General features: G+C 33.1%; 2 protein-coding genes. Both read left to right on the top strand.

The features are described from left to right. Nucleotides 1–715: sodium:proton antiporter (locus A9G30_RS10205; RefSeq protein WP_176700897.1), on the top strand; the 715-nt coding region annotated here is incomplete at its 5' end. Between the two features lie 476 nt (nucleotides 716–1,191). Then, the coding region (gene asd / locus A9G30_RS10200; protein WP_065588885.1) for an archaetidylserine decarboxylase at nucleotides 1,192–1,859 on the top strand (668 nt) is incomplete at its 3' end.

Genomic DNA, 1,859 nt, shown 5'->3' with positions numbered 1-1,859 from the left:
TTTGGCTTCAACCACAAAAAGTACAAAAGTTAAAATTTATGGTATAAGAAATATTTTTTTATTATTGGTAATTATTGCTAGTGTACTAATGTCGGGCATTTGGCACTCATCAATTTACTTTACCGTTTTAGATGCACACATTACTTTACCTAATTTAATTCGCGATATTATTTTCATTACCATAACAATAATTTCGATAAAAATAACCCCAAAACAAGTACGTGCAGGTAATGAATTTAATTGGGCTCCCATCGTTGAAGTTGGAAAGCTATTTATTGGCATTTTTATTACTATTGTGCCTGTGCTAGCTATTTTGCACAAGGGTAGCAACGGCGCGCTAGCGCCTTTAGTATCGCTAGTAACCAACTCTCAAGGCGAGCCAGTTAATAGTATGTACTTTTGGTTATCTGGTTTGCTTTCGGGTTTCTTAGATAATGCACCAACCTATCTTGTTTTTTTCAATTTGGCATCGGGTCATGCGGTAATATTAATGACAACACTTAACAAGACATTACTCGCTATATCAATGGGATCGGTTTTTATGGGGGCACTGAGTTATATCGGCAATGCGCCTAATCTTATGGTCAAAAGCATTGCCACTCAAAATAAGATTAACATGCCCAGCTTTTTTGGTTATATGAAATGGTCAATATGTATATTAATTCCTGTGTTTATTATCGATAATTTAGTCTTTTTTGTATTTTTTAGCGAGTAGTAGCACATAATCAAATAATATGATTATTTCATTTAAAAATTAAGCACTAAAATACCTATGGATAAAATAATTTCTATTTACCGCCATATTGTGAATTTTGCTTTAAATTCGACAAGAATAACGCCTTAATAAATTTTCATTTTGGCGTTTTAAATAACCCTCACCACTCATTAATTATGGTGACAAAATACACATCAATTGTCATCCATCATCAAGTTGAAGTATAGGTTTTCTGCTCAAGTGATGATTCACTCAGTGAATTTTTATTTCATTACTTCCATACCATTTTGTTAAATAAATTTTATCTAACTTAGGTGACTAATGCATACAATGATGAATAATTTTGCTTTCTGTGGTGTGCAATGTGTTTAAAATGTAAGTAACTAATATCATATATTATAAGATTCAGTCGTTTTACACTTTATGTGTAAATATTGTTATAATGTTCGCATTTGCGAACTTATTGAGAGTGATATATGTTAAATCAGTTAAAAGCAATTATTCAGTATCTTCTACCTAAACAGGTATTAACCGCTATATTTGGGTGGCTTGCCAAAAAACAGTTGGGAAAGGTCACAACATGGATGATTATGGGCTTTTGTAAACTATATAAAGTAGATTTGAGCGAAGCAAAAATTAGCGATGCAAAAGAATTTAAAACATTTAATGATTTTTTTGCTCGTGAATTGAATGATGATGCGCGCCCGATTGATACTGGAGATAGCTCAGTTATTATGCCGGCCGATGGTGTCATTAGCCAATTTGGTACTATTCAAGATACCCAAATGTTACAAGCTAAAGGGCATTTTTATTCTTTAGAATCTCTGGTTGCTTGTCATGCTGATATGATTAAGTTTTTTAAAAATGGTTCATATGTAACCACTTATTTATCACCTAAAAATTATCACCGTTTTCATATGCCTTGTGACGGTATTTTGCGTGAGATGATTTATGTGCCTGGTTCACTATTTTCAGTCAATAAAGCAACAACCGAAAGCATTCCAAATATTTTTGCACGTAATGAACGTGTGATTTGTTTATTTGAAACCGAATTTGGGCCAATGGCACAAATTTTAGTTGGTGCAACCATTGTTGGTAGTATAGAAGTGCTATGGGAAGGCATTATTACGCCACCGCGTGAAGG

It is taken from the genome of Gilliamella sp. Fer4-1, assembly GCF_001690515.1.
In the GTDB taxonomy this organism is placed as follows: Bacteria; Pseudomonadota; Gammaproteobacteria; order Enterobacterales; family Orbaceae; genus Gilliamella; species Gilliamella apicola_C.
Note: the sequence above shows the minus strand (reverse complement) of the source record. Positions and strands in the feature narration are given on the sequence as shown.